Origin of the sequence: Microbacterium sp. MYb62, from assembly GCF_002979475.1 — a bacterium.
Classification (GTDB): Bacteria; Actinomycetota; Actinomycetes; order Actinomycetales; family Microbacteriaceae; genus Microbacterium.
Window position 1 is genome coordinate 1 of the sequence record NZ_PCOY01000050.1, and the last position, 1,694, is coordinate 1,694.

Annotated in this window: 1 protein-coding gene; it reads right to left on the minus strand. The window is 70.0% G+C overall.

Features of this window, described 5'->3' with window-relative positions; all coding sequences use genetic code 11:
* The coding region (locus tag CQ042_RS20215) for an HNH endonuclease signature motif containing protein (RefSeq protein ID WP_146115451.1) at positions 1-1,694 on the minus strand (1,694 nt) is incomplete at both ends.

The following is a 1,694-nucleotide window of genomic DNA, read 5'->3' on the forward strand; positions in this document are numbered from 1 at the left end:
CGCGGTGGATCGTGGTGCGGGTGGTTGTGGGGTGCGCCATTGTCGGGTGGGGTCCCACCAGGCGGGTCCGCGGACGTGGGGGACGTTGTTGTGCATGCGGATCTCCCACCCGCTGGTGGTGAGGGTGCGGTGGTGGTGCCAGCAGAGGGTGGCGCCGTTGTCGGTGTGGGTGGGTCCGCCGTAGGCGTGTTCTTGCACGTGGTGGATCTCGCACCAGGTCGCGGGGACGTGGCAGCCCGGGATGAGGCATTCTTTGTCGCGGAGAGTGATCGCGCGGCGTTGATGGACGTTGAAGACGCGGTCTGATGTGTGGATGCCGATGATGCGCCCTGCGGGGTCGAACAGCACCCGTTGCACCCCGCCCGCGCACGCGGTGTGCGCGGCGACCCGGGCGGGCACGGGAGTGTCCACGCCCTCGACGTGGGCCCACCCGCGCCCGGTGGTGTAGTCGTCGGCGGTGACCGCGACGACCAGGGTCGGTGCCGCACCGCCCAGCTTCGGCATGTCGTCGTGGCGGGCCGCGATCCCGAGGACCGCGGCGAGGGTGTCGTGCTGTTTCTGCGCCCGCGAACGCGGATCGACCACCCGCCCCGGATCGCCGGACGGCAGCACACCGTCACCCATCCCCGTCGGGTCGGTGTTGCCCGAGAACACCCCCGTGTCTGCACCGTCGTCCGTCCCCGTCGGGTCGGTGTTGCCAGAGAACACCCCCGGGTCTGCACCGTCGTCCGTCCCCGTCGGGTCGGTGTTGTCTGCAGGCCCCGCAGGGTCCGCGTCGGTGTCGTCGGAGGGACGGAACATCACCCCGGGCAGCGGCGGCCCGTCGACTTTCGGATTCAGGTACGCGTCGAAGATCCGCTGCAACTGCCCCGCGACTTCGGGGAGCAACCCACCCCGGATCGGGATCACCCCGTCCTTCACACGCCCGAGAACGATCCCCCGCGCACGCATCGCGATGTCGTCCGCAGGCTCCGCCCCATCCGGGTCCAGATACTGCACGATCACCTGCGCCAGAATCCGCAGATCTTCCGGCGTCGCTGATGGAGCGACATCGCCCTCGACGCCCGCACTCCCCGGGGAGTCAGCATTCAGATCTGCGACCGGGATTCCGCGCGCATACGCGGCCAGCTCCGCATCCGCGAGCAACCGGTCCCCGGTCCCGACCCGCGCCCCGGCCTGCTCCACCGGCCCGATCGCCGCCAACACCCCCACCACACCGACAGTCCCCTCCACCAGTGCGCCCCGCAACGCCGGCCACCGGGCCGGCAACCAGCCCCCGGACGACAACCCCACCTCCCGGCGGACCGCTTTCGCGACCTTCACCACCCGCCCCGCACCGGCCGCATCCGTCCGCAACACCCGCTGCAACAACTCCCCCATGCTCCGACACCCGAACATCCCACAGAACCCGAGCTCCCCCGACCCCGCCGGGCGCGCATCGACCGACGCGACCGTCTCCACGACCACCGCCTCCACCCGCCGCTGCACCTGCCCCGCGACCCGCAACAGGTCCATCTTCACGTCATCCGACAACCCCGCCACCACATCAGAGCGCAACACCACATCCAGATCAGCAACGACCTGGCCCAGCAGCTCCACGGGAGTGTTCATACCCCCAGTCAACCCGGGACCACCGACATTCCCACCCGGAAAAACCCCGATCAACGTGATATTCCAGAACACGCGCCACGACC